This is a genomic window from Mesorhizobium sp. M1088 (assembly GCF_040318575.1).
GTDB lineage: Bacteria > Pseudomonadota > Alphaproteobacteria > Rhizobiales > Rhizobiaceae > Mesorhizobium.
This window is the reverse complement of the sequence record NZ_JAMYMO010000047.1, coordinates 1-25,645: the sequence shown is the minus strand read 5'-3', so window position 1 is coordinate 25,645 and position 25,645 is coordinate 1. Positions and strand designations below refer to the sequence as shown.

At 60.7% G+C, this 25,645-nt stretch carries 19 protein-coding genes; 1 reads left to right on the top strand and 18 read right to left on the bottom strand.

Going from position 1 to position 25,645, the window contains the following annotated elements; all coding sequences use genetic code 11:
• Nucleotides 1-95: 95 nt before the first annotated feature.
• From NKH49_RS30525 to NKH49_RS30465, 13 genes are all read right to left on the bottom strand, one after another.
• Nucleotides 96-2,261, bottom strand: a complete 2,166-nt coding sequence (locus NKH49_RS30525) for an adenylate/guanylate cyclase domain-containing protein (protein WP_352929207.1) — start codon at nt 2,259-2,261, stop codon at nt 96-98.
• 600 nt (nt 2,262-2,861) lie between these two features.
• Complete coding sequence (locus NKH49_RS30520) at nt 2,862-3,179, bottom strand: MurR/RpiR family transcriptional regulator (protein WP_352929205.1); 318 nt, start codon at nt 3,177-3,179, stop codon at nt 2,862-2,864.
• 71 nt (nt 3,180-3,250) lie between these two features.
• Nucleotides 3,251-4,147 (bottom strand): formyltetrahydrofolate deformylase, encoded by an 897-nt coding sequence (purU, locus tag NKH49_RS30515; RefSeq protein WP_352929203.1) that lies wholly within the window; start codon nt 4,145-4,147, stop codon nt 3,251-3,253.
• Nucleotides 4,148-4,390: 243 nt separating this feature from the next.
• A complete protein-coding gene (locus tag NKH49_RS30510) occupies nt 4,391-5,215 on the bottom strand; it encodes a 3-methyl-2-oxobutanoate hydroxymethyltransferase (protein WP_352929201.1) in 825 nt (274 codons plus the stop codon).
• Nucleotides 5,216-5,219: 4 nt separating this feature from the next.
• Nucleotides 5,220-6,002: a TIM barrel protein gene (locus tag NKH49_RS30505; RefSeq protein WP_352929199.1), complete on the bottom strand. Its 783-nt coding sequence runs from the start codon at nt 6,000-6,002 to the stop codon at nt 5,220-5,222.
• Between the two features lie 6 nt (nt 6,003-6,008).
• Entirely contained in the window at nt 6,009-6,317 is a 309-nt protein-coding gene (locus NKH49_RS30500; RefSeq protein WP_352929197.1) for a MocE family 2Fe-2S type ferredoxin, read from the bottom strand.
• Between the two features lie 11 nt (nt 6,318-6,328).
• Nucleotides 6,329-7,288, bottom strand: a complete 960-nt coding sequence (locus NKH49_RS30495) for a sugar phosphate isomerase/epimerase family protein (RefSeq protein ID WP_352929195.1) — start codon at nt 7,286-7,288, stop codon at nt 6,329-6,331.
• Nucleotides 7,285-8,289 carry a Gfo/Idh/MocA family oxidoreductase gene (locus NKH49_RS30490; protein ID WP_352929193.1) on the bottom strand — a complete coding sequence of 335 codons (1,005 nt, stop codon included), beginning with the start codon at nt 8,287-8,289 and terminating at the stop codon, nt 7,285-7,287. The genes NKH49_RS30495 and NKH49_RS30490 overlap by 4 nt, the downstream gene beginning before the upstream one ends.
• A gap of 85 nt (nt 8,290-8,374) precedes the next feature.
• Nucleotides 8,375-9,220: an ATP-binding cassette domain-containing protein gene (locus NKH49_RS30485; protein WP_352449066.1), complete on the bottom strand. Its 846-nt coding sequence runs from the start codon at nt 9,218-9,220 to the stop codon at nt 8,375-8,377.
• Between the two features lie 122 nt (nt 9,221-9,342).
• Entirely contained in the window at nt 9,343-10,362 is a 1,020-nt protein-coding gene (locus NKH49_RS30480) for an ABC transporter permease (protein WP_352449222.1), read from the bottom strand.
• Entirely contained in the window at nt 10,362-11,414 is a 1,053-nt protein-coding gene (locus tag NKH49_RS30475; RefSeq protein ID WP_352929191.1) for an ABC transporter permease, read from the bottom strand. The genes NKH49_RS30480 and NKH49_RS30475 overlap by 1 nt, the downstream gene beginning before the upstream one ends.
• A gap of 101 nt (nt 11,415-11,515) precedes the next feature.
• Complete coding sequence (locus NKH49_RS30470; protein ID WP_352929189.1) at nt 11,516-12,481, bottom strand: sugar ABC transporter substrate-binding protein; 966 nt, start codon at nt 12,479-12,481, stop codon at nt 11,516-11,518.
• A 97-nt stretch (nt 12,482-12,578) separates the two neighbouring features.
• On the bottom strand, nt 12,579-13,625 hold the full coding sequence (locus NKH49_RS30465; protein ID WP_352929187.1) for a sterol desaturase family protein: 1,047 nt from the start codon (nt 13,623-13,625) through the stop codon (nt 12,579-12,581).
• 171 nt (nt 13,626-13,796) lie between these two features.
• On the opposite strand from NKH49_RS30465, the gene NKH49_RS30460 reads away from it, so the two are divergent.
• Nucleotides 13,797-14,831 carry a LacI family DNA-binding transcriptional regulator gene (locus NKH49_RS30460; RefSeq protein ID WP_352929185.1) on the top strand — a complete coding sequence of 345 codons (1,035 nt, stop codon included), beginning with the start codon at nt 13,797-13,799 and terminating at the stop codon, nt 14,829-14,831.
• A gap of 334 nt (nt 14,832-15,165) precedes the next feature.
• On the opposite strand, the gene NKH49_RS30455 is transcribed toward NKH49_RS30460, so the two are convergent.
• From NKH49_RS30455 to NKH49_RS30435, 5 genes are all read right to left on the bottom strand, one after another.
• Complete coding sequence (locus NKH49_RS30455) at nt 15,166-16,299, bottom strand: substrate-binding protein (protein WP_352901265.1); 1,134 nt, start codon at nt 16,297-16,299, stop codon at nt 15,166-15,168.
• 437 nt (nt 16,300-16,736) lie between these two features.
• Entirely contained in the window at nt 16,737-18,314 is a 1,578-nt protein-coding gene (locus tag NKH49_RS30450; RefSeq protein ID WP_352929183.1) for an HD domain-containing phosphohydrolase, read from the bottom strand.
• Nucleotides 18,315-18,626: 312 nt separating this feature from the next.
• On the bottom strand, nt 18,627-20,213 hold the full coding sequence (locus NKH49_RS30445; RefSeq protein WP_352929181.1) for a serine hydrolase: 1,587 nt from the start codon (nt 20,211-20,213) through the stop codon (nt 18,627-18,629).
• A 371-nt stretch (nt 20,214-20,584) separates the two neighbouring features.
• Nucleotides 20,585-21,850, bottom strand: a complete 1,266-nt coding sequence (locus NKH49_RS30440; RefSeq protein WP_502907968.1) for an ABC transporter substrate-binding protein — start codon at nt 21,848-21,850, stop codon at nt 20,585-20,587.
• A gap of 97 nt (nt 21,851-21,947) precedes the next feature.
• Nucleotides 21,948-25,367 carry an adenylate/guanylate cyclase domain-containing protein gene (locus NKH49_RS30435; protein WP_352819581.1) on the bottom strand — a complete coding sequence of 1,140 codons (3,420 nt, stop codon included), beginning with the start codon at nt 25,365-25,367 and terminating at the stop codon, nt 21,948-21,950.
• Nucleotides 25,368-25,645: the final 278 nt, after the last annotated feature.

The following is a 25,645-nucleotide window of genomic DNA, read 5'->3' as shown; positions in this document are numbered from 1 at the left end:
TTGCGTTGCGCTCGTCGTGGCGCGATCAGCGGGCAGAAAGGTCCGCAAGCAGTTTTGGTTCGGAATGGAATATCGCCGGCAGGTCCGGGGTGGTCTTATTTGACGGTCGAAAACTCAAAACGATCGAAACGGAAGACTGCCGTATACTCGTTGCGTCGCTCCGGCGTCCCCGCAGGATTGCGGAAGATCGCGCCGCAGGTTGTCTGATCTTTCGGAATGGCGTCGCACAGGAAGTTCTGCTGCACCCAACTGGTTCCTTTATCTATCCACGCGCCCCCCCCGCGCAGGTCACGACCGAGGATGAGCGACCCGATCTCCGAACCGGTAAGCCGGTCCTTCGCATCACGATCGACCTCTTCCGGTAACTCCGGCAAACCGGCCTTGTCCAGGCCGTCCAGCAGACGCCCGATGTCAGCCGGGTTCTTGAACACAAAATACCGCTGCGTGACTAGCTGATTTGCCCCTCCATCCTTTCGCTCCAACATGACGTCCCTTAGCCTGTCACTATAGGCCGCGACCTGGTCACTGCGCCCGAGATGTGCGTAGGCCGAAACCAACACCTGCAGGCCATAGAATTTCGGCCATGGATCAGGCGATTGGAGATCGATCCTTTCAAGGTAGTCGACAGCTTCCTCGAAACGACCCTGGCCAAATGCAGCCAGCCCAGCCTGGTAGTGCCGATGGTCATTGCCGCCTGGGTCTACACGGTCGGCTGCGACGAGATAGTCGCGCGCCTCGTTCGGCCTGCCATTGAAATTCAGGGCCTCTGCCAGCCCGACATAGTTCAGGGGATCGCTCGGGTCGAGCGCCACTGCCTTGAACATAACCGCAACTGCCTCGTCGGACCGGTGCTCGCGAACCAGCAAACTGGCGACGAGCTGATAGTAGGACGGCGAAGGATGCTTGGCCGCCTCCCCCAGGTACTTGTAGGCGTTGTACAGCGCACCGATATCCGAAACGGTTAAAGCTTTGATCCGAGGCCCGTCCATGTCCCAATAGGCCCACGCGAGCGAGGCTGCCGCTGCGCCGAAATCCGGATCGAGTTCCAGCGCCTGCTGGAAAAACCTCACCGCCTGCGCAAACTCGTCTGGAGCATTGCGACGATTGTAGATTTCCATGCCCTGGAGGTAAGCTTCGTAGGCTGCAGGATTGCGCGTGCCGCCCGCGACATCTGCCTTGCCTTGGACGCTGACGAGACGGAGCTTGAGCGCGCCTGCGATGCTGACGACGACCTTGTCCTGCAGCGCAAACACATCCGTCCATTGGCCGTCGAAACGTTCTGCCCAGAGATGACCGGTGGTCGAGCCGTCGATCAATTGCGCGTTGATACGCATGTCGTCGCCGACCCGGCGTATCGAGCCCTCCAGAATGTACCGGACACCAAGCGCTGCGGCGACCTCAGCGGGTTCGGTCTCCTTGTGCTTGTAGGTGGAAGCCGCGTTTCGCGATACGACGAACAGGCCGGGCACCCGTGCAAGTTCTGTGGTCAGGTCCTCGGTGAAACCGTCAGCCAGATAACCTTGCGCCTTGTCGTCGCTGAGATTGTCAAATGGAAGTACGACGAGGGATGGCCGGGGGTCGGCTTTCGCATTGGCTGTCAGAGCGGCGGGCCGAAGCGGTGGCTCCCAGGGTCGCCACCACGCTGCTGCAAGGCCGACTGCGACAACAAGGACCCCAATGGCGACGGCCAGATTGCGCCTGAAACGTGGGTGTCGATTGACAGCCATGGGCTTTCCCGCCACCGCGGGATCGAGCAGCACCCGATACGCCTGCACCGGTTCGGCGATGTTCTTCAGCTTCTGTTGGCCCATCGGCTCAAAGCCGAAAGCCAACTTCTTCTCAACCTCATTTGCGACCTTTGCCGAGACACAGATGCCGCCAGGTTCCGCTAGTTGTTGGAGCCTGGCAGCGACGTTGACGCCCTCGCCATATCGGTCCTCGCCCTCCACAATCACCTCGCCGAGATTGATCCCGATCCTGACGCGAATCCGATGATCCTCGGAAACGGCGGCGTTGCATTCCGCCAGGGCGTGCTGCAACGACACGGCACATTCGACCGCGTCCACGACGCTGGAGAACTCTGCCAGCAGGCCGTCGCCCATCAGCTTGAAGGTATGGCCATGGTGGCGGGCAATTTCGGGTTCGAATAGTTCCTTGCGTCGAGCACGAAGGCGCTCGAACGTGCCGGCCTCGTCGCGTTCCATCTGAGCGGAATAGCCCACAACATCGGCAGCGAGAATGGCGAAAAGCTTGCGGTCCATCGATCTGGCCTGTCCCCCGTGGAGTATAGACCTGGTCTCACCTAAATGAAACGACCGACCTCTCCAGCGTCCGTCGCCGGTGTCTCGGGATCGTCCTCAAGCTATGGGATGCATAAGCTCTTCTCCAAGTACCGTAGTGAGGGGATACGCGGTTGCGAATGGTCCCTCGCGTGAGAACCGTGTCTCGCTACATCCCCGCGCCGTCGCCATGGCCTGGTGTCCGCTATGCGGCGACATTTAGTTCGAAGAGGATTGGTGGCAGTGTTGAAAGCGGAGAGAACGGTCTCCCGCTACCACCTTCAAAGTCCAAACAATTCTCCGGTCCCTCACGGCGGCCTGAAGCCCAGCGGTCTGAAGTGACAATGCCCCGACCATTGTGGGGCCGGAAGCGGAATGGCAGCTCTCGTGCTACTGACCTTAGAGAGCGGACCGTAGGTTGGGGTGGACGTCGTCACCACCTGACCTTTTCTGGCATTGAGTTCCAGCCGGTCTGCGGCGTAAGCGGAACCCGATCATGTCGCCGCGCTACTCAATGCGATTTGATTAGTCGGTCTAGCAATCTGACGATCAGCGCTAGCTCTGCACGCGTGTCGAAGATTTTCACGCTGGTCGACCACGTTCGTGGCTTGGCGGCAAAGAGCGCCCGCCTCCAGCGCGCATATTATCCTGAAAAAACTTCTTCATCTCTCGAAAAGCAGTGAATCCAAAACAGCGGGCAAGCCTTGTCAGAGCGGTAGTGCCGACGCCACAACGGCGGGCGATTGCCTCAGCGCTTTCAAATGCAATGATCTCCGGTTTTTCGAGTGCTTGCCGAGCTACCTTCTCGAGAGCGGGGGTCAATCGAAGCTCGCGCTTCGCGATCGCAGTTTTGATCTCATCAAGACATTTCGGTCTGTGTGCAAGTACAGGCGATTTCATCCGAAAACCTCCAGAACTTCGAAGAACCGGCAGCCAGACGGTCCTGAGATCCAGCCCATGACGGCAGGCTTTCAAGAGCCACGCCAGCCCAAGCGCTCGGAGGCGAACGATCCGGGCGAGGCAGGGAAAACGACGGTCTTGTTGCCGTTGAGGAAAACCCGTCGGTGGATATGGGCGTGAATTGCCCGGGAGAGCACCTGTGCCTCGACGTCGCGGCCGAGGCTGACATAGTCCTCATTGGACTGCGCATGCGTCACACGGATCGTGTCCTGCTCGATGATCGGGCCCTCGTCCAGATCGGTCGTCACGTAGTGTGAAGTGGCTCCGATCAGCTTTACACCTCGCTCGTAGGCCTGTTTGTAGGGATTGGCGCCCTTGAACGAGGGCAGGAAGGAATGGTGGATGTTGATGATCCGGCCTGACATTTTCCGGCACATCTCTTCCGAGAGAACCTGCATGTACCGCGCCAGGACAACCAACTCGGCGCCTGTGTCCTCGATGACGCGCATCTGCTGTGCCTCTGCCTCGGCCTTGTTCTCTTTCGTCACCTTGATGAGGTGAAACGGGATGTCGTGGTTCACGACGACCTTCTGGTAATCCATGTGATTGGAGATCACTGCGACGATGTCGATCGGAAGCGCTCCGATACGCCAGCGATAGAGAAGATCGTTGAGGCAATGGCCAAAGCGCGAAACCATTATGATGACCCTGCGCTTGACGCTCTCGTCGAAGAACGCCCACTCCATGCCGAAGTGCGAGGCGATTGTTTTGAAGCCCGAACGGAGTTCTTCCAGCCCCCACCCGCCTTCGGAGCGGAAGCTCACCCGCATGAAGAAGTTGCCGGTGTCGGCGTCGTCGAACTGCGCGCTGTCGGTAATGTTGCAGGTCTGGTCGGCGAGAAAGGTCGAGATCGCAGCGACGATCCCCCTGGTGGAGCGGCATTTGACGCGAAGTGCAAAGTTCAACATTGGCTCTCTTCCTGAGCGGACTCCGCCTGAAGGCTGCGACGAAACGCTGTCAGCGCGTTGGAAGCAGGCAGGCGATCGTCATTGGGCCGACGCCACCAGGGACGGGCGATTTTGAGCATGGTTGTCCTCTGGCTTTGCTGTGTCTGGTTAAGCTTCACATCAGCGAGAAAGCTTTGAAGGTGCTTGCCCGCTGATGGGGACGAGGCCGTCCCCTCCCCATTTGAGGATGGCTCTGGAGCCGGTTCAGGCTTTCGCCTGTTCCAGGAATTGGCCGTATTCCGCCTCCGCGATCGAAACATTGTGCTGCGGCTGCGGGTAGGCGCCGGAACCGACGTCGGCGATGAATTCCTTGAACGCCGCAATCCGCTCTTGCTGGAGCCGCGCAAACTCAGCCGCGAAATTGCGATAGGTCTTGGCGTGACGTGGCTTGTGGCCGTCGGTGTGGCCCAGCACGTCCTCGGCGAACAGATATTGCGCGTCGGCTCCCGGACCGGCCCCCATGCCAAGCATGATCATCGATGTGTTCTTCGAAATGAACTCGCCGATCCGGTCCGGTACGACTTCGAGCTCAGCCCCGAAGCAACCGATCGCTTCAAGCTGCTTCACCTGTTGCCAGACGCTCAAGGCTTCCGGGGCAGTCTTGCCCACGGCGCGGAACCCGGTCCAGGTGATGTATGAAGGGACAAGCCCGACATGCGCGACGATCGGCACGTGGTTGTCACAGAGTGCTTTCTGGATTTCGTAGGCGGCCGCGCAATAAAAGCAGTCGCCGCCCATGGCGGCAAAATGGAAGGCTGCGCGCAGATAGTCCTCGGCCGTGGCCAGAGGGCGGCCGTTGAAAGTCCCCCAGCCGCCGTATGGCAGTCCCACCTGGACGAAGCAACGCCCAGCCGCCTCGCGCATTTCGGGGGAGAAGAAACGGCCCTCGATGGAGAGCATGTCGATGCCTGCCGCGTCGGCGGCTGCCGCCTCTTCGAGCGTCGTGACGTAGAGCATCGAGATTTTCTGCCCGCGCGCCTTCATGGCTCTGATGTCGGCAACTGTCGGACGGGTGTTCCTGTGGACCATTGTCTTACACCGTGAATGCGTTGCGGAATGCGTCGAGCGCGGCTTTCGGGTCGCCCGAGGCAAAGGCTTCCATCCCGACGGGGCCGGCATAGCCCATCGCCTTCAGCGCCTTGGCGACAGCGTGCCAGTTCACTTCGCCGGTGCCCGGCTCCATGCGGCCCGGCACATCCGCGACCTGGACCTCGCCGATCCACGGCAGGCAGGTGCGGCAGAGTTCGATCAAGTTCCCTTCGCCGATCTGCGCGTGGTAGAGATCCAAGTTGAGGCGCAAGCGCGGATGGTCGATCGACGAAACCAGCGCCAGCGTATCTTCCGCGCGTCCGAAGGGCACGCCGGGGTGATCGACAGGAAGATTGAGGTTTTCCAGCGTGAAGGTCACGTCCTCCTTCTCGGCCATTTCCGCAACGCGGTGCAGCGTATCGCGCGCTTTCAGCCACATGGCACCGGTGACCACCTCGACCGGCATGACCGGCAAGCCACCCTCACCGAGGCCCGTTCCGTGGAGGTTCAACCTCGCGACGCCGAGGCGTTTTCCCACCTGGGCGGCCTGTCGCGCCGTTTCCAGCAACTCCGCAGCCCCTTCCTCATCGGTCAGGCACCCGCGCAGGTAGCCGTTCATGATGGAGAAGGTCGCTCCTGATTTCCCCAGCTTTGTCAGATCATGGTCTGGCCAGTTCCAGAGGCCGACCTGGAATCCCATCTCGTGCAGGCGAGCGGCACGCCATTCGATGGGCTTGTCGCGCCAGAGCATCTCGGCGCAAGCGGCGAGTTGAAAGAATTGGCCCATGATGACTCAAACCTCGACCATGACGCGGCCATTCTCGACCTTCGTCTTGTAAGTCTTGAGGTTCTCGCAGGCCGGTGGCGTCTCTACTTCGCCGGTCGTGAAGTCGAAAACGGAAGCGTGCTTGGGGCATTCCACCGTGTTCCCCATGACGAGACCGTCGGCAAGGTGGATCTTCTCATGCGTGCATAGCCCGTCTGTGCAATAGTATTCATCCGCGTCGTTGCGGAAGATGGCGAAGGTACGGCCGCTATTTTCGAAGCGTTTGGCTTCCTCGGCTTCGATTTCATCAGCGGCACAAGCGTCAACCCAAGGCATCGAGTCTCTCCTCAGATATTTTGTGGTTTGAAGTCTGCGGGAGCTGACGGCATCACGCCCTGGAGCAGCGCGACGGACTTTTCGAGCCCCTCCAGCGAATTCAGAAGTACGTCTTCGTGCTCGATGGAAAGCCAGCCGTCATATCCAGCCATCTTCAGTCGATAGCAGAACTGTCGCCACCACTCCTCGCCATGGCCGAACCCAAGCGTGATGTAACTCCAGGACCGGGCCGGAATGTTCATCAGGCTGCCATTCTCAAGCAGCGAGGTCGTTGCCTGAAGGGGCTTGTTGAGCATCGTATCCTTGGCGTGAACGTGATACACGGCCTCGCCCAGCGCCTCGGCGGCGACCAGGGGGTCGGCCCCCATCCAGAACAGATGTGAGGGATCCAGGTTGGCGCCCACGACGGACCCCACCGCTTCTCGCAATTTCAGGAGCGAGGGCACGTTGTAGACGCACTGATTGCCATGCAGCTCGAGCGCGATGCGATCGACGCCGTTTTCCTTCGCCAGCGCCGCGATCTCGGTCCAGAACGGGATCAGCTTTTCTTCCCACTGATATTTAAGGATGGTCTGCGTTTCGGGTGGCCAGGACGAGACGACCCAGTTCGGCATGCTGTCGCTAGCGCTGCCAGCCGGCAGACCGCTCATGGTGCAGACGGTGCGAATGCCCATCTCGCCGGCGACGCGGATCGTGTTTTTCAACCCTTGGCCTTGGGCCGGATCGGTCGGGTGCAGCGGATTGCCGTTGGCGTTGAGGCTTATGATCTCCAGGCCGCGTTCCTCGAAGGCTGCAGCAAACCGCTTCTGCGCTTCCCTGTTGCCCAGCATGGACGAAAGTCGGAAATGCGGGGCGGTCGACCAGCCGCAGGTGTTCACCTCGATGCCGGATACCCCCATGCGCTGGGCATGATTAAGCACTGCGTCGAACGGCAGATTGCCGAGACTGTCTGAAACGAAACCCAGCTTCACGCGTAGAACTCCGGCTTTGCAATCATCTGGACAGGCGTACGACGGGCTTCCTTCAGGGCTACCACGCCGGCCTCGGCAACGATGGCGGCGCAGTAGCCGTCCCAGCAGTCCGAGGCGGTCGCGGGGAACTCACCAGTCATGACGAAGCGAAGGAAGTCGCGGTTCTGGCGGCGATAGGCATCGTAATAGCGGGTGCGCCAGTCGGCGTCGTAGCTTGTGCTTTGGGTAAGCGCTGCCTCCGTGCGGGTGTAGGCAACGTTGTTGGTTGCCACGGCGCCGTTCTCGCCAATCAGCTCGGCGCGAACGTCATAGCCATAGGCGGCGTTGTTGTTGATCTCAATGTTGACGAGCTGCCCATCCACCGTTTCCAGCACCATGACGACAGGTGCCACACGCGCGTCCGAGCGGCTTGGCTGGAATGCAGAGATGGCAGCATATTCGGTGCCGAGCACGTAACGCACGACGTCGAATTCGTGCGGGGCCGAATTCGTGATAGCCATCGCGCCGGTGAAGTCGGCCGCAGGCGTTTCAACATTGCGGTGAAAATTGTGCATCATCAGCGCCCGACCGAGATGACCATTATCGAGCGCCTGCTTCATTTCCTGATAGGAGCGGTCGTAACGCCGCATGAAGCCGAGCTGGACGAATTTCGCCCCCGCTTTCTGTTCGGCTTCCATCACCGCGATGCAGTCAGCCGATGCTTGTGACAGCGGTTTTTCGCATAGGACGCGCTTGCCGGCGGCTATGCAGGCCATCGAAAGCGGCGCATGCGTGAAATCGGGACTCGCAATGATCACGGCGTCCACGTCTTGCCGCGTGATGGCGCACTGGGGGTCAGTGGCAATGTCGATAGCGCCATACGCGCCGGCAACAGAACGAGCGCGCTGCTCATCCATGTCGCAGACCAATTGCAGGGTTGCGCCGGGCAGTTCCTCGGCAACTATCTTGGCATGATCCGCGCCCATCAAACCGGCGCCGATCACTGCAATGCGGATTGTCATTTGTGTCCTGCTTTTGCTCTTCGGATTAGGGCAACGGCCAACTCAGCGGCATGGAGCCACGCCTGGTTGGCGCCTTTTAAGAAATCTACTGAGCGGCTGGGCCTCCCAACACCTGGAGGGACGGCGGATGGCCTTCATGCTCGGCCATGTAACCCTCGACCTGGGCTTCGAGGTCGGCCATGGTCTCGCCGCCTGCCATCAGATCTGTGATCTCCTCGCGGGACCGTTGGCCTTTGCGGAAATCGGCGGCGATGGCGCCGCGGATCAGCACCGCGAAATGATCGCCGACGGCCATGGCGTGCATGACCTGGTGGGTGATGAAGACCACGGCCAGGCCGCGCCTCTTCGCCTCGTTGACGATACGCAGCACGTGCGAGGCCTGCTTGACGCCGAGCGCTGCGGTCGGTTCGTCCAGGATCAGTAAGCGCGCTCCAAAATACACAGCACGGGCAATGGCGAGCGACTGGCGCTCGCCGCCGGACAGTCCCCCAACCAGGCGGTCACCGTCATCGATGCGGGTGATTCCGAAATCGCGTACCGCTTTCACTGCGATTTCGTTGGCGCGCTTGCGGTCGTAGATCTTGAACGGTCCCCAGCCTTTGGTCGGCTCTACGCCGACGAAGAAGGACCGCCCGATGCTCATCAGCGGGAAGGTGCCGCCGAACTGGTGCACTGTGGCGATTCCTTGTGCCTGGGCCTCCCGAGGTCCAGAGAAGGTAACCGGCTGACCGTCCATCAGTATCTGGCCGCTGGTGGGTTTGTGGACACCGGCGAGCGTTTTGATGAGAGTTGATTTGCCGGCGCCGTTGTCACCGAGCAGACAAAGCACTTCGCCGGCGCGTACCCTCAGCGAAATATCGTGCAGGACGTCGATTGGTCCGAAGGACTTGTTGACGTTCCTCAGTTCTAGAATGGCAGGTTTGTCGTTCATGGCGGGCACATCTCCCATCTGCGATCCGGCTGGCCTGACACTGTTGATCGGCGAGGAAATTGAAGGTCGATGCTCGTTAATCGATGCGAGCCCATTGCTTAGCTGCTGTAGCAGATCATTTTTCATGGGTTTGCTGGCTCCCGCGGCACGCTTCGCTCGCGCCGCGGCCTGAAATACAGAGCCAGGTCGCGGAAGGACTGGTTCATCATCACCGCCACCAGAAGCATCACGCCGATGATCAGATTCGACCAGTTTCGGTCAATCTGGGTGAAATAGATGCCCTGGCTGACGATGGCGAAGGTGATGGTGCCGACGAAGATACCCACGACCGACCCGAAACCGCCGGTCAGCAGCACGCCGCCCACGACCACGGACACGATGGCGTTGAAGATAAAGCTCATGCCACCGGAGACCTGGGCGGAATTGAACAGGATCGCCTGACAGATCCCGACAAAGGTGGCGCTGACCGCGGACAACACAAACAACGCAATGGTCACGCGGTCTGTCGGAATGCCGGCGTTGCGGGCGCTGACGCGGTCGCCGCCCATTGCAAATAGCCAGTTCCCGTAACGGGTCTTGTGCAGAACGAAGCCTGTGACAACAGCGAAGGCGACCCACCAGATTATGATGACCTGGTGACTGCCGCCGATCAACTGGCCGAAGAGGAATTTGGCCCAATCCGGTGCGGTCAGGGCAACGCTGGCATTACCGGTCAGAAGCACCGAAGCACTGAGCACCACCCCCTGCATGGCGACCAGGGTGGCCAGAGTAATGATGAGCGAGGGCACGGAGGTACGGATCGTCAGCAGACCGTTGACCAGGCCTACCGCCACGCCGACTGCCAGCGCTCCAGCTATCCCTACCCCTATTGGCAGTCCGTAGTAACCGGTGAGTATGGCAGTTGTCATCGAACCAACTGGGATCAGAGCGCCGATGGAAATGTCTAGTTCACCTGAGATCATCAGCAGCCCGACGGGAATGGCGACGATGCCGAGATTGGCCGCGAAATTGACCCAACTCGCCGCGCCAACGAGCGTACCCAGGTGGGCGCCGCCGAATAGAACGAAGAACAACACCACGCCAATAAGACTGAGGATCGAGCCGGCTTCGGGACGACGCAGTACGGATTTGATCACGTCCATCATGGCTGCTTTCCTCTCTTCGAAGAATAGCTGAGTGCCAATTGCCGGAAGGTGTCGTTTGTCAGCACCGCGATCAAAAGAAGCGCGCCGATTATGATGCTTCCGATGTTGGGATCCAGGCTGGTGAAGTAGATGCCCTGGTTCACGATCGAGAAGGTAATCGTGCCAAACACGATGCCAACGATCGAGCCAAAGCCACCCGTGAGCAGAACGCCCCCGATGACCACACACATGATGGAATTGAAGATAAAGGACTGACCAGCCAGAACCTGCGCACTCTGATAGACCATCACCTCGCTGACCCCGACGAAAGCGGCATTGAAGCCGGATAGCATGAACAGGCCGATGGTCAGCCGTTTGGTCGGAATGCCAACGTTGCGCGCACTTTCCTTGTCGCCACCGAGTGCATAGATCCAGTTGCCCAGTGGGGAGATGTGCAACAGCCAGAACAGGCCAATCACGAACAGCACCCACCACAGGATCGTGACTTGGAACATGCCGCCGAGATAGTCGCCGAAGATTGCCTTGGTAAGCGGGTCTGGCACCAGTGACACGCCGGTGCTGCCGGCGATCTTGACGGTGAGACCTAGCGTCAGGCCCATCGTGAGGAACATGGTGCCAATGGTGATTATGAGCGACGGGATGGTCGTTCTCGTCACGAAGAGCCCGTTGAGGAGGCCGACAGCGAGGCCGAGGCCAAGCGCGGCCGTTATGCCAAGCCAGTCGGGCAGCCCATAATGACCCGACACGATAGCAGCGGTGAGAGACGCTGCGGGGATCACGGCACCGACCGAGATGTCCAGTTCCCCGGCGATCATAAGCAACCCTACCGGCAGCGCGATGATCCCGATCTCAGACGCGATGTTCAACCAGCTGGCCGCGCCGGCTGCCGACATGAAGGCACTTCCCCCGAACAGGCCAAAGAAAAGCAGAACCGCGACCAGCCCGAGGAACGAGCCCGACTCTGGTCGACGCGCCAGCCGGCCGAAGGCCAGTCCGGATCGCGCGCGGTCCGCCGCCGGAGTTGAAGTGGACGTCACGGGATGTGCCATTAGGGTAATCCGCGTTCACGCGGCCGGCCGCGATGTGGCCGCCGCAGAGAGAGGGAAAAAGGGCCGCCCGCTGTAAAGCGAGGGCGGCCCAGGCGGGAGGATTATCGCGTCCCTGCTTTCACACCGGCGATGGTGGCGTCGACGTTTGTCTTGTCGATGATGCCTGGTCCCGTAAGGATCTCGCGGGTGGGCACCGCCAAGCCGTAATTAACGTGGCCGTTCAGGATCGCTACAGCCAGGTATCCCTGCAGGTAGCCTTGCTGGTCGATCGCGCAGGCTTGCTTGCCATCCTTGATGTTGTTCAGGATGGTTTCGTCAAAGTTCATGCCGCAGAGTTGCACTTTCCCAACCTTGCCGGCCTGGGTAAGGCCGTTCATGGCCGAGTTGGCGTCAACGTTGCCGATGGTAAAGACGGCATTCACGTCCTGGTGCTGCAGCAGATAGGCTTTGACCGCCTGGGCGACGGCCGTTGCCGAGCCGAAGGATGTAGCAGGCAATGGCAGGACGTCGGCTTCGCCACCGCCGTTCTTCATCCCCTCCTTGAAGCCGCCGCAGAAGGCCTCAATATTGGCGGCGCCGGGCAGCGTATTGATGCAGACGCCCTTCTTGTTGCCGGCCTTGGTGAGGTACTCGCCAGCCGCGACACCTCCTTTGTAGTCGTCTGAGCCGACATAGTTCATGGCGCCAAGACGATCGGCCGCCTTCAGCCCGCCGGCGTTGTAGATGATCAGGGGAATGCCAGCATCCCTCACTGCCTTGAACGCCGGGTCCATCGCTTCCGGCACCCAGTCCGGCCCGACGATGGCGTCGGCCTTCTGATCGATGGCCTGACGGATCAATTCGGCGGCGTCCACGCCCAGATTGTCATAGTTCTGCGGCCCGAGCCAGGTGACCTTGCCACCTTGGGCCTCGACGACCTTGCCAGCGTCTTCAGCACCGCGCTTCACGATCGACCAAAACGGATCGTCCGGCTTGCCGCCAACCACGAAGATATTGGCAGCGAACGTCGCGCCGGCGCTGAATCCAATCAGCACCGCTGTCGACACGAGTGTCTTGAAAAGCTTCATAGTCTTCCTCCCAATTTACCCCGCGGGGTCTCAACAAAAAAGTCTTGCTGTCCCGGGCCCACTCCTCACAGGCGCAGCCGAAACAGCGTTTGGATCGTTATTCCGCCGGCATTCCAGACGTGGGATCGCTGCGGCCTTCCTGCTGGCCACGCATTTTTTCCTTCTTCTTGCGGAAGCGGGCCTTCATGATCTCATCGGATTCTTTGCTGCCGTCGTGCCAAGTGCCGAACAGCTTATCGAGGGGTACCAGCCCATCACCGCCGTAGTTCACCTCGAAATACTTGTGGTGCAGGTAGTGCACGTATGAATGGCTATCGAGTTTAACCTTGTCGGTGATTTCGAATGTCTCGAAGCCGAGGTGGCCGTTCACGGCTCCAAATCCCGCTCCGTGCAGCGTGAAGTAGGCGCAGACCGGATTAGAAGGGATCAACAGGTGCAGCCAGGCTTCAGCATGATAGAGGAAGCCTTCGACTGGGTGCATCGACAGCGACGACCAGGGACTTGGATTGATCGAGTTATGGTGGACCGAATGCACCCATTTGTAGAGCGGCGGCCAATGGATCGCCCGGTGAAGGAAGAAGAAATAGACCTCATGCACGGCCGGCGCGATAAGCACCAGGAACGAGAGGTAAGGCCAATTCGTCGTCCATGGCAGCCAGACCGCCCAGCTGTTTGCATAGACCCACAGCATCACGATCTCGACCACTGTCCATAGTGGTATCGTGACGAAAAACGAGCGGGTGAAATTGTCGATGTTCTGGCTTTGAAACCAAAACACGTCCGACGGCGCGTCCGAAGGGAATTTTGGATTATATTTGAAGCGGTTCAGTTGCTTGCGCTGGAAGTAATAGCGCAGCTCGAAGAAGCCGTAGAAAAGGAATATGCCGGCGGCGTTTAGGCCGAATAGCCAGAAGTAGTTGAGAACTGAGAAGGTCGCGAGGCTCTGCCAGCTTGGGATAAGGAAGTTCACCCAAATAATCGACGTGGCAATATGAAAGGCGTTCCACGGCCAAAGAAATTCAGGAATCCACGCCACTACCTTCTTTGCATTGAACGGACGGTGCCAGATTGGCGCCGGCTCGGCCCGGCGATGCGGAGCCCAGTTACCGCGTTTATCGCGCGTTCCATACTGAAGGTCATCCATCGTAACAGCGCCTCCCTGCGGAGCTATTCCCAACTGGGCTCGTCAAAACGTCGGGCCCTCAATTGGGGGGATTCATATCGGAGGCTTGATATTTCTAGAAGGCGAAAATAGTATCAAAGTGACATTTGTATCATTTGATGTCAGTCATGATGATATAGTTGGGATGGGCTCATGAAGCGGCCGACAATCCACGATCTCGCTACTGCGGCCGGCGTTTCGGTGGCGACCGTGAACCGAATTCTAAGTGGCACCGTTTCAGTACGCCCGAAGACCGTCCAACGCGTACAAACCGCAGCAGAAGAGATTGGCTTTTACGGAATAGGAGCCATTGATGATCGGGCTCGTAAGATATCTCCACATTACCGATTGGGCTTCCTGCTTCAGCAGTCCACCCGTGACCTTTACCAGTTGTTCGGGAAGAAGATTATTGCCGCCTGTCGCGAGCGTCGGGACGAGGTCATCGAGCCAATAGTCGATTTCGTGGATCTGCTGACGCCGGAGACAATCGCGAGCAGTCTGATTGCGATGGGCGAATCATGCGACGCCGTTGCGGTGGTGGCCGCAGACCACCCAATTATTGGCCAGGCGATCCGCTCAATGAAGGAAATGGGAAAACCGGTTGTTTCTTACATTACGGATCAATCCGCACCGGAACGAGCAGCCTATGTAGGGACAGATAACTGGAAGCTGGGGCGCACTGCGGCGTTCCTGATCACCCAAACCACTCAGGGACCGGGTCGCATTGCGGTTTTCATAGGCAACCACCGGTACCAATGCCAGGATGTGTCAGACGCCAGTTTCCGTTCCTATTTGCGCGAGCACGCTCCACGGCTCACGGTGGAGGAGAGCCGCCCCACCCACGAGGAAGCAAGTGAGGCCTATCGAATGGTAACTGAGCTTCTGAAATCGACTGACGATCTTGTCGGCATTCTGATCGTCGGAGGCGGAATAACTGGTGTACTTCGTGCCTTGAGGGAGGTGTCTCCTGAGCGGCGGTCGGGTATCAAAGTAGTATGCCGTGACATTGGACCCGAAACTCGAAAGGGACTGTCTGAGGGCCTGATCACTGCAGCTCTTTGCCACCCGCTCGAATCGACCTCGGCCCTTCTTGTCCAAACGATGATCGATGTCATTGGACCGCAAGCACCATTTGCCACGCTTCAGCGATCCATACCTTTTGAAATCGTCACGCCGGAGAATATCTGACGCAGATGTCAGCTACTGGCGCGGGCGTCCTGCGACCCAATAAGGATGTCCGCTTTCAGGTGATGCACAAACGGACCTCAACGGCTATATTTAGGCGCATTGCTGCTCGGCAGCCTAGGGTCGTTTGCGGACTGTCCGTTCGGGATGGCGAGATTAGAAAGCGGATGGACGCGTCCAGCGTATCGCGGACCGCAACGCGCCACCGCCGGAGATAGCGCTGATGATCTTCAGTTGCTCTGTATGTGCGACTGGAATGCACTATTGCCCGGTTGGGTGGCAGGGCAACTTGCTAGCCGCCCTGCCACCTGGAAGAACAGTCATCGACGCGGCCGGCTCAGCCCGCTTTGCTGAGTTGGAGTTCGTCGCTAAGCGCGCGCTCGTTGGGATCGATCGGACCCAGGTTCTTGACGACCCGGAATCGACCGCCCTGCGCCTGCGCGATGTACATGTTCATGCGAACATGGTGCTGGCCGGGGACCATTTCGGCCGGGCCACCTGGTCCCTCGCTGATCCGCGAGTGATCGAGCGCCCGGATGACCGTATCACGCTCGACCGTGCCGGCCTCATTGACAGCCGCTTCCCACATCTTGATCGCCCGGTAGTGGCCGGTGCAGCCGCTGCCCGCGGTCAACATGGCGCTGCCGGGGAAACGGTCCTGGTAGCGACGCAAGAGCGCGCGGCCAAACGGATCCTCGAGTTCCTGATAGTAGTCGAGGCAGCTGTAGAGGCCCTCGATCTGCTCGGACGGCACGAGATTGAAGAAGTTCTCGTCGAAGTAGGTGCAGATGATCTTGCCGTCCCGCTTGCCGAAACCGGCCTTGTGCAGTTCTTCGAGGAACGGAGTCAGGCCCGGCGGGACGAGGGTGTTGAAAACCACGTCGGTGCCGCTCGCCATGATCTGCTCGACCGTCCGCCGGAAATCGACTGTATCGAGCGGGAAATACTCCTCGCCGACGACCTCGCCGCCATTGGCGCGCACCACCCGGCTCGCGGCCTTGTTCAGCAGATGGGGCCAGATGTAGTCGGCAGAAGGCAGGTAGAACTTCTTCGCCCCGGTGCTCTTCATGAACCAAGGGATCAGCGGCTCGACCTGCTGCGTGGGCACTGGACCCGTACAGAAGATCAGGGGATCGTTTTCCTGTCCCTCGTACTGCTCGGTGTAGATGTAGAGCGTCCTGCCGCGTGCGACCGCTTCGCTCTTGATGGCCTGGCGGGTCGAGCTGTAGATGCCGCCGACGACCAGATCGACCTTGTCGACGTCTATCAGTTTCGCAGTCCTTGCCTTGGCGGCGCTGTCGTTGGTCTCGCCATCCTCGATGACAAGCTCCAGCGGCCGGCCGAGCAAACCGCCTTTGGCATTGATGTCGTCGACGAGCATGGTGGTGAGGTTTGCGTTGGCGATGCCCATGAAGGACAAGGGGCCGGTGAGTTCGGCGACAAGGCCGATCTTGATGGGTTTCGGATCCATTTGATTTCTCCAAATCTGGGGGTTCGTCGGGGGGGCGCCGCCGCCGGGCGGCAGGCGGCGCGCAGTGCGGGATCTCAGGCCTCGTAGTGGCCGAGCAGCAGTGCCGCCTGCGGCTTGCCGACGTGGCCGGCTTCCTGCAGGATCGCGGGCACCTCCGGATCCGACACGAAATTCTTCCAGCCCTCGGCGTCCCAGTCGAAGATCGCCCAGACGCGGTCGGGCTCGCTGGGGTCGCGGAAGACGGTTGCGCCGTTCGAGCCGTGCAGCCGGCGCTTGTCGGCGCCCTAGGTCGAAAAGATGCGGATGAAGCGGTCGACGTCCGCCACCTTGGTCGTTGCGAGAAGCATCTGATTTCCTCCTGTCGGTCGCGGCCACCATCGGTCCGTCGACAGGATCACGATGCGCGCCCCGGAGCGGGCGCACATGGGGTGTATTCCCTATGCCTGCGTCTCGCCCGGCCGGACAAGGCCATGCTCGACCGCGTAGAGTGCCGCGGCGGCGCGGGTGGTCACGCCGATCTTGGCATAGACGCTCTGGATATGGTGGTCCGCCGTCTTGGGCGAGATATCCAGCTTGCGCGCCGCTTCCTTCGCGGTAAGGCCGGCGGCGATCAGGCGCAGCACCTCGATCTCACGCGGCGTCATTCCGGCCAGCGGCCGGGGCGGCGCCCGGCGCGACGGCTGTCCGGCGAAGGACAGCACGGCCTCGGCGGCATCGGGGCAGATACAGCCCTCGCGAACGGCGGCGCGCAGCTGCGTGGCCGCCGTCTCGCTGGACAACGCCTTGCGGTGCGGACGTTCCTCTCGCGACGTCTGGAAGGCTTCGGCGGCGGCCAGGATTCTTGCCGCCGGGGACAGGTCGGAGCCGTGGACCTTACGGTGATAGCCCGAACCGTCCAGGCGTTCGTGATGGCGAAGCACGAGGGCGGCCATCGCCTCGCCCTCGCGGCCGAACGAGGCCAGCGCCCGCTCGCCATAATAGGCGTGCAACTGCGCCGCGTCGCGCTCGCGCACCGACAGCGGACCGTTGCGCATCCAGGTCGCCACCGGCACCACGAGTTCGCCTATGTCATGGATGCAGCCCGACCAGCGCAGCGCGCGGACGTCAGGGTCGGGCAGCCCGATCCGTTTCCCCGCACCCGTGGCCAGTTCCGACACCATCCTCGAATGGCCCTGCGTAAACGGCATGCGCATGTCGATCATGTCGGCGATGGCGAGGAACGCCTCATCGCAAGCCTCCTCATCCAGCGTCACCGGCGGATCGGGCTCAAGCGCCAAAATGGTCGCGCGGTCGACTGTCGCGCCGATGCCCTCCATCAGCGTCGGCGCGTTGGCCGAGACGAGCCGGGCCAGTTCCGCTTCATATGGGCCATCGCCGCGACTGGCGATGGTTTCGGCCATCCCTTCGATACCGACGGCATCGCAGAGCGCAATGGCATCCTGTGCCAATGTGATCAGGCGCACGGCTGGCAGGACATCCTCGCCGCTCAGCCCGCGCGGCAGGCCCTTGCCGTCCCAGCGTTCGTAGATTTGTCCAAGATTGCGTCGCATCTCCTCCGACAGGCCCAGCCGCTCGCCGATCCGTTGCGCGACCTCGCAATGCGCGGTCAGGACCGGGCGGGCCACGGCGATCGCCTGCGATAGCCCAGCCTCGATCGCCTTGGCCTGCGCGTCGGACTCAAGATCGTAGTAGAGCCGCTTGAAAGCCTGGACGAAGACCCTGCCCAGCTCCGCCCGGTTGCCCATATCGAGACCGACAAGATCCTGGCGGAGCGCAATTTCGTCGCCGAAGGTGGCCGACAGGAGGTCCGTGTCCGCGTTGCAACCGACATAGCGGAGCATAGACTGGTGGTAGGCATTGCGCCGATCCTGCTCGGAAACGCCCGCAAGATCGGCAATCCGCATCGCAAGCACGCAGGATTTCAGTGCGAAGTCGCGAGAATGGCCGGTGGCAAGGTCCGAAGCATAAGCGAGGACCATCATGAAATCCGCCCGGCGGATCGAGACGTCTGTCATCGCCCACCTCCCAGTCGCTCTACGCTAGCCCCGCCAGCCGTTAATGCCTAGGGAAAAATCCCAACCCTGGTTGTGCTATCCGGCGAGAAACAGAATGTTCCGTTTGGGGCCGGGAGCTGTCGGTCTGCTTCGGATCAGCGGCTGGCCAAAGCCGACATGGCTTGGCGGAAGCTCCCGAGCAAATGCCGGCTTCCTGATTTCCACGCCCGGAAGCGAACCGTCACAAATCCGCCATCTCAGGCATCACCTTGCAGACGGCCGGTTCGCCTTTTCGACGGCATAGGGTGTATGGAGCACCCGACGCCCCACCCCCTACCTCTGAAAATGCCCCAACCCGTTCTCATTGAGATAATCCACCGTCATCACCCGCGCGTGAAGGCCGCCGGAGGAACCGACGAACTTCACCGATGACAGCGAGCCGGTCGGCGCGTTCTCTCCGCGGGGCGTGAGGGCGTAGGTGTCGCCGTCCCAGTGCTCGAGCGTGAACTGCATGGGCTTGGGGCCGAGTTCGAGCATCAGCTTGTCGCCATCGGCCCGCACGGTGGCGGTGTCGAAATAGTTGCTCGTATATTGGCCCTCGTAGAAGGATGGACTGCGCGCCTTGGCGGGGTTCGTCGGCCTGTCCTTGCCGGCGAGGTCGCCCACCGGCTTGTAGTAGGCCATGAACCGCGGCTTGATGTAGGGATACCAGTCGCGGGTGACCTGGCCATATTGCACGATGTCCATGAAGCTGGCGGCGACCGCCTCGGCGGCGCCGACGGGGGAGCCGTTGGTGAGCACGACGATGCCGACATCGGCCGAGGGCAAGATCTGGAAGGTGGTGCCGGCGCCGAGCAGGAAGGCGCCGGAATGGCCCATGGTGGTGCGGCCATTGGCGTTCACCCCCACATTGAAGCCATAGCCATAGGAGCTGGCCCGCGTATCGGGCGTCTCGCCGCGGTAGGTCACGCTCTGCGGTGTGATGGCGGGCTGCAGGATCTTCGGGTCGATCATGGGCTGGCCGCTATAGGTGCCGTCGCCAAGCAGCAGGATCATCCACTTGGCAAGATCCTGGGCGCTGGAGGAGACGCCGCCCGCCGGCGCCTGCTGGTCGGGGTCGCGGTCATAGAGCGGCTCGAACACATTCTCCGCCACGCGCGCATGCAGCAGGGCGCGGTTCTTGCCGGCGGCAATGAAGTCCTCGTGCCGATAGCTGCTCGAGCGCATGCCGAGCGGATCGAACAACAGGCTCTTGGCCAGCAGCTCCCAAGGCTGTTTCTCGGCGTGGGCCACTGCCTCGGCGCCGATCGTCGTGCCGAAATTGGCGTAGTGATAGGAGATGCGGAAGGGATCGAGGGGCACCATCCACAGGCTCCCGACGATCTGCTTGCGCTGGAAGCCGAGATCCTCGAGTTCGTCGCCCGCCGCCATCGGCAGGCCCGAGCGATGGGCGAAGAAATCGCCGATGGTGGCGTTGCCCGAGACATAGTCGAGATCGAGGCGAAAGCCGTCCCAGACCTTGCCGACCGGGGTATCCCAGTCGAAGCTGTGGTCCTTCGTCATGGCGATCGCGGCCACCGTGGCCGAGATCGACTTCGACACCGAGGCGACCTGGAAAATGGTGGTGCTGCTGACCTTAGAAGTGTCGTCCCGATTGTCGCGAAGGCCATACCCCTCGTCAAAGATCATTTTGCCGCCATGCACCACCGCCACGGCGAAGCCGGGAACGTCGGATGCTTCCTTGACTTTCTTGACGATGTCCGGCAGCGCGGCCAGCGCCTTCTCGACACCGCCGGTATACAGCTGCATAGCATCCTGCGGCGGCGATGGCCCAAGCTCCGGCACGTAGGACTGCGCGGCTGCCACGGCGGGCAGCATGGCTACGAGGGAAAGCACGACGAGAGCAGCGGCCTTCTTCATTGCATGTCCTCAAACTTGCACGGCAGATGATCGGATCATACGCGGCAAGATGAAAGATGGTTACAGCTATTTTCTACTGATATGTTCCAAAGATCAGGCAGAGACGGCGGCTGCGCGCATGTGATTTCGGGACCTGGTGAAGTAGCCGCGTTACACACGCGGGCGGCAATTGGATGGGACTGCGCGGGAGAACGTCAAGTTCCAAGCCCGGGCGGCAAATGGCGTCTACTCAGGAGTTGTTCGCCAACGGGCGGGCGGCCAACCAGAAAGTCATCGAAGCCAATTATATGGCCCATCGCGAGGCCCTATGGCCTGCTGCACGGGGTCCGATGGCCGAGAGGCCCGGACGCTTCCTTCCAAGGCCAGACGGCCTACTGGCGGCCGTATTTCTTGAACGTCGCGTTCCAGTCGGCTGCCAGCGCGTCAAGCGTTTCCTTGGCCGTGCCGGATTCACCGGTCACATAAGGATAGACGCGCTGGTTGAATTGTAGCAGCAGTTCGGCATTCTCGGGAACCGCCCAGAAATCCTTCACCTTGAACATGGTCTCGTGGAAGGCCTTGTTGTAGGGCGTGGCGTTCTGGAACTCATCCGATTTCAGTACGGCTGCGCTGCAGGTGTAGCCGCCGAGCGCTGCCCATTTCTTCTGGGTCTCATCCTTGATGAACCATTCCAGGAACTTCAGGCATTCTGCCTGCTTCGCTGAGTAGGAGACGATCGAGATGCCCTGCCCGCCAAGCGCGGCGAACTGGTCGCCGTTCGGCCCTGCCGGGTTGGCGAAGAAGCCGGTGTTCTTGGCGTTGGGATTGCTCGCTTCGTTGATCAGTGATGGGAAGAACGCGAAAAAGTTCATGCTCATCGCGGCCAGGTTTTCGGTGATCGCCTGGTTGTCGTCGATGAAATTGGCGTTGGCCCAGCCCGGAGGCGTGAACTTGTAGAGTTCCTTGTAGGCTTCGAGCGCGGCGATCGCCTTATCGGAGTTGATGATGCCGTCGACCTTGTACGTCGAATAGTCGCCAAGCTCGCCGCCATAGGAGAAGAGCAAGCTTTCGAAGCCGCCTGCCAGCCCGTCGTGGACATTGTCGGTGTAGATGGCGACGCCGTATTTCTTCTGATCGGGACGGTAGAAGAACTCGGCGATGTCGCGCAGCGCCTTGAAATCCTTCGGCACGCCGAGGTCGTAGCCGTACTTGGCCTTGAACGCTTCCATTTCCTTCGGGTCTTCGAACCAGTCTTTGCGGTAGGACCAGCCCATGGCGTCGCCTTCGAGCGGGATCGCCCAATACTTGCCGCTGTTGCCGGGATATTCCGCGTAGACTTTCACCGTCGCGGGGGCCATCAGTTTGGCTATATCGTGCTTGGCGAAGAAGTCGGTGAGGTCGACATAGTGGCCGCCGGTCGAGCCGGCGCCGAGCCACTGCGAGTCGCCGACGACCATGTCATAGGCGTCGCCCCTGGCGTTGAACTCGGCAAAGGCCTTGGTTTCGAATCCCGGCCAGGCCGTCGTTTCAATAGTTACCTTGACGCCGGTTTCCTTCTCATACTCGTTGACGAGTTCCTGAAGGTAATTCGCCGGGTCCCATTCCGCCCAAAAGATAGTGAGCTCTTCTGCCGAAACCGATCCACTCGCAAATGTCATGGCGGCGCCCACCAACAGACCAGCCCACGTTTGCATATCGCTTCTCCTTCCACGGCGACGTCGTCCAACTAGGAATTTGCGTATCGGATGCAATGCTTCACCCGCGTTCCGTCGAATGCGAAAGCATTCGGAGCAGGCCTTTGGACTCTACGAGATCAGGCGTGTCAAACCCCTCGGTGAAGCTGGCGTGGACTGGCGCAAGAATATGCCGCGCCTTGTCATTGCGGCCTTGGCCGGCATAGAGGCGGGTGAGCCGAAGCGCGGCCCTCAGTTCAGAGGATTTCGCGCCTTGATCGCGGGCCGCCGTGAGAGATTGCTGGAACCAGCTTTCGGCGGCTTCATCGGTTGGGTCCAGCACTGAAACCAACTCACCCCTTGTGCGCAATAACTCTGGTAGCTGATACTTCGAGGTCGATTTGCCCAGAGTGTCGAAGGCCTGCGCCAGGAGGGCAAGGCCTTCGCTTGCATCGCCGCGCTCGCCGCAGTTACGCGCAAGAATGCAAAGGTAGTAGGCCATGCCCATATCCGCGCCAGTCGCGGCGATACCCGCAATTCCCAGGCGCATTTGGCGAATGCCTTCCTCCAACTGCCCCAGACCGGCGAGCGCCCAGCCGAAATACACACGAGCCTGGCCAAGCAGCAATGGCATGACGAATTCATCACACAGAGTGATAGCTTTCTTCGCCCATTGAAGGGCTTCGGCGGGCTCGCGCCGCATCAGGTGGACCAAGCAGAAACTTAGCTGCGCTTGTGCTGTGGTGACCGGATGCGAGTCTCGCTCGGCTAGCGCCATTGCATCGCGTGAGCGTAGGATCGCCTGGACCGAATGGCCGCGCATGAAGAGCATCTGTGCGGAAAACGCCCTACAGCATACGCCGGGGTCGTGTCCGGCGTAGCCCCAGGCAAGGTGACGATGTCGCTCGTAATCATAAGTGGCCAGGCCATGGCTTGCATGACGTTCGCTCGCGTCGTAGTCACCGAGGTAATAGTAGATTCCCCAGAGTTGGTGATGTGCTTCGAGGATGTACCCCGAATCATCGGACACTTGCGCGAGTTCCAATCCGAGCGATTGGCATTGGTGGCCCAGCATCTCGGCAGCGCGCAGGTTGCCTGAAATGGTCTGGTAGGAGCTCTCGCCGCGCATCGCAGCGAATATTTGCGGCTTGTCGCGTAGCGTATCGGCAAGCCTCCGCGCGCTCGAAAAGGCCTGAAGGACCTCTGGTGCTCCCCAGCCCTTGGCTGCAATCATTGCCGTTCCCGTTGCGCTTTCAAGCGAAAGCTCCAGTCGCAGGCGGTCCTCAGATCCGGGCAATGATCCGACCAGCTCGAGCCCCTTGCGGAGGTGGGAGGCCGCCTCGAGATTGGCAGATCGCTTGAGCGCGAGCTGCCCTGCCTTGAGCCAATAAACGGCAGCCTGATAATTCACGCCGGCGACGGTATAGTGATGCGCAAGCGTTTCAGGTTCTGTCGCGACAACTTCCTGGAATTGCGCCTCCAGCGTCGCGGCGATCTTGGCATGAATCTGTTGCCGACGGCTTTTCAGCAGGCTCTGATAGGCTGCATCCCGTACGAGCGCATGCTTGAACGTATAGGTCGCCTCTGGAGGAACGCCTCGCCGAAAAACGAGCTCGGATTCTTCCAACTGCGGCATGACGTCTTGCAGACGGGTTTCGGCGGGGTCCGTTACGGCAGCCAGCAGCCGGTGATGGAAGCCGCGGCCAATGCAGGCGCCGATTTGAGCGACTTCTTTGACCGGCCCCAGCCGGTCCAGGCGAGACATCAAAGAATCCTGAAGGGTCGACGGAATCGCAAGAGGAGGCAGAGGACCTGAGAGCACGTAGTGGTCGCCCGCGTCGACAAGCAGACCGGAGTCGAGCACGGTCTTGGTCAGCTCCTCAACGAACAACGGAACGCCTTCGGTTTTGGCCAGAATCTCGCTGGCTACCTCCGGCGGCATGGTCTTTCCACCCGCTACGCGATCCATGATCGCTGCTCCTTGACCGAGTCCGAGGCGATCAAGCGAGAGCGCGGTTACATGCGATAACTGAATCCAACGCGGCTGAAACTCAGGTCGAAAGGTTACAATCAGGAGTGCCCGCATGTTCCGCAGGCGATCAATCAGCATATCCAGCCACTCGCCGGTCGTCGGATCGATCCAGTGCGCATCCTCGACAAGGACGATAGTGGGCTCACGCACGGCCAGCGCCTCGATTTGTTGGACGAGGGCGGCCAAAGTACGGGCCTTTTGGGCTAGCGGTGGCAGCCTGGTCGACGAGTATCGACCGGTCGTGTCGATCGACAGCAGTGTCGCCAACAGCGGAATTGCTTCCGCCACGTCCGGAACGATCCCGCGAAGCAGGGCCTCCAGCTTGTCGAGCTTGGTGTCCGTGGTGTCGTTGCGATCCAGTCCAGCCGCCCGTTCGACCTGCGTGGTCACGGGATGGAGCGCGCTGTTGATATGATAGGGCGAGCAAAAATAGCGTAGCCGCGGAGGGGGCTCGGCGCTCAATCGATCGACCATCGCCGCGATAATCCGGGACTTGCCAATACCCGGCTCTCCAGACAGCAGCACCACTCGGCCATCCCCGGCGCAGGCCCGGTGCCACTGGTCAACCAGAAACTCGAGTTCCTGGTCCCGCCCAACAATCGGCGTCACAATGTCCTGCCTCGCCTCGAAACGACTCTCTGCCGCTGTCTCGCCGACAATGCGCCAGGTGCGGACCGGCTTTGCGAAGCCCTTTAGCTCCCCGCGACCGAGATTGACCATATCGAATAGACCGGCCACCAGTCGTTGCGTGCCGTCAGCTACAACAACGCTGCCCGGCTCGGCGAGCGCTTGCAGCCTCGCAGCCAGGTTAGGCGTGTCGCCCACAACGGCCTCCTCCTTTGCCGATCCTTCGCCAACGAGATCGCCGACAACGACCAGTCCCGTCGCGATGCCAATGCGGGCAGCCAGCGGTTCGCCTCCCGGCGCTGTAAGTCGGGCCGTTGCTGCGGCGGCGGCCATGCCCGAGCGAACCGCTCGTTCGGCATCGTCCTCGTGCGCCTGCGGCCAACCGAAATAGGCCAGCACCCCATCGCCCATGAGCTTGGCTACTCGCCCTTCGTAACGGGAGATCTCTTCCGACACTGCGATCTGATAAGCGCGAATAACCTCCCGCATGTCCTCCGGGTCGAGACGCTGCGACAACTCGGTCGAGCTGACGAGGTCCACGAACATGACTGTTAATTGGCGCCGTTCGGCGTGCGGTGGCCGCGCGTCACCATGCTCGGGCGACCTTGCCGGCGCACTCCCGCGGTCGCGCGAGGATGCTTTGATCAGTAACGGGCCGGATGTGTCTCCGAATGAAGCCACAGCGGCAAGCAGCCGGCGCCGGTGACCGACCGATGTGATCCCGAGTGCTATCAGATCCTCCGCCGTTAGCTGAGGAAGCATCTCGGATTCAATGTCATTGTCGCGGAAGACCGGAGCGTATCGCTCCAGTCCCAGGCTACTCAGCCATGCCGCGATGTCCACGTCCTTCTCCCAACCAAGCACTAAGGGTGCTGTGTGGAACCATATCCCAAATTGGAAGGGGAGTCGTCACACCCTCGGGAACCAGGCGAATGTCAGTTACGGGTCCCCGGACATCATGCCGTCTGAGCTGTCTGTCTGTTTTCGGGAAACGACCCAGGAGGCCTCAATGTCGGATATTGCTGAAGGGTTTCGGGTGCCGTCAGGCGTACGAAAGTCTCTGATGCAGGAACCCGCGGGCCGCAGGCGGTGAGCTATGGGGATTTGTGTTTCGGGGTGTG

Bases quoted from the DNA above. Each gene is read 5' to 3' on its own strand.
- NKH49_RS30525 (WP_352929207.1), bottom strand. From the start codon at position 2,261: ATGGACCGCAAGCTTTTCGCCATTCTCGCTGCCGATGTTGTGGGCTAT.
- NKH49_RS30520 (WP_352929205.1), bottom strand. From the start codon at position 3,179: ATGAAATCGCCTGTACTTGCACACAGACCGAAATGTCTTGATGAGATC.
- purU (WP_352929203.1), bottom strand. From the start codon at position 4,147: ATGTTGAACTTTGCACTTCGCGTCAAATGCCGCTCCACCAGGGGGATC.
- NKH49_RS30510 (WP_352929201.1), bottom strand. From the start codon at position 5,215: ATGGTCCACAGGAACACCCGTCCGACAGTTGCCGACATCAGAGCCATG.
- NKH49_RS30505 (WP_352929199.1), bottom strand. From the start codon at position 6,002: ATGGGCCAATTCTTTCAACTCGCCGCTTGCGCCGAGATGCTCTGGCGC.
- NKH49_RS30500 (WP_352929197.1), bottom strand. From the start codon at position 6,317: ATGCCTTGGGTTGACGCTTGTGCCGCTGATGAAATCGAAGCCGAGGAA.
- NKH49_RS30490 (WP_352929193.1), bottom strand. From the start codon at position 8,289: ATGACAATCCGCATTGCAGTGATCGGCGCCGGTTTGATGGGCGCGGAT.
- NKH49_RS30485 (WP_352449066.1), bottom strand. From the start codon at position 9,220: ATGAACGACAAACCTGCCATTCTAGAACTGAGGAACGTCAACAAGTCC.
- NKH49_RS30480 (WP_352449222.1), bottom strand. From the start codon at position 10,362: ATGGACGTGATCAAATCCGTACTGCGTCGTCCCGAAGCCGGCTCGATC.
- NKH49_RS30475 (WP_352929191.1), bottom strand. From the start codon at position 11,414: ATGGCACATCCCGTGACGTCCACTTCAACTCCGGCGGCGGACCGCGCG.
- NKH49_RS30470 (WP_352929189.1), bottom strand. From the start codon at position 12,481: ATGAAGCTTTTCAAGACACTCGTGTCGACAGCGGTGCTGATTGGATTC.
- NKH49_RS30465 (WP_352929187.1), bottom strand. From the start codon at position 13,625: ATGGATGACCTTCAGTATGGAACGCGCGATAAACGCGGTAACTGGGCT.
- NKH49_RS30460 (WP_352929185.1), top strand. From the start codon at position 13,797: ATGAAGCGGCCGACAATCCACGATCTCGCTACTGCGGCCGGCGTTTCG.
- NKH49_RS30455 (WP_352901265.1), bottom strand. From the start codon at position 16,299: ATGGATCCGAAACCCATCAAGATCGGCCTTGTCGCCGAACTCACCGGC.
- NKH49_RS30450 (WP_352929183.1), bottom strand. From the start codon at position 18,314: ATGACAGACGTCTCGATCCGCCGGGCGGATTTCATGATGGTCCTCGCT.
- NKH49_RS30445 (WP_352929181.1), bottom strand. From the start codon at position 20,213: ATGAAGAAGGCCGCTGCTCTCGTCGTGCTTTCCCTCGTAGCCATGCTG.
- NKH49_RS30440 (WP_502907968.1), bottom strand. From the start codon at position 21,850: ATGACATTTGCGAGTGGATCGGTTTCGGCAGAAGAGCTCACTATCTTT.